The following is a 304-nucleotide window of genomic DNA, read 5'->3' as shown; positions in this document are numbered from 1 at the left end:
GTGTTGAAGCACCAGAGGTTGAAGTCCGTCATCTCGTTGACCCGAGGCACGTACGAGCCGGCCTCGATGTCGAAGGCGTTGAGCAGGAACACGAAGTCACGGTCAACGCGGCGCTCGGCCGGGTCGCGGGGATGCACGACGAAGAAGCCCATCATGCCCATGGCCATCTGCACCATCTCGTCCGAATGCGGATGGTACATGAAGGTGCCAGACTTGCGCAGGATGAACTCGTAGACGAACGTCTTGCCTGGCGGGATGTGCGGCTGGGTCAGGCCGCCGACGCCGTCCATGCCGTTGGGCAGGA

The 304-nt window shown here is 62.5% G+C and carries 1 protein-coding gene; it reads right to left on the bottom strand.

The features are described from left to right. Positions 1-304: multicopper oxidase domain-containing protein (locus OC446_RS30740; protein WP_262032636.1), on the bottom strand; the 304-nt coding region annotated here is incomplete at both ends.

The organism is Microvirga sp. Mcv34 (assembly GCF_024519725.1).
Classification (GTDB): domain Bacteria; phylum Pseudomonadota; class Alphaproteobacteria; order Rhizobiales; family Beijerinckiaceae; genus Microvirga.
The sequence above is the reverse complement of the archived record's forward strand: the minus strand, read 5'-3'. Positions and strand labels throughout refer to the sequence as shown.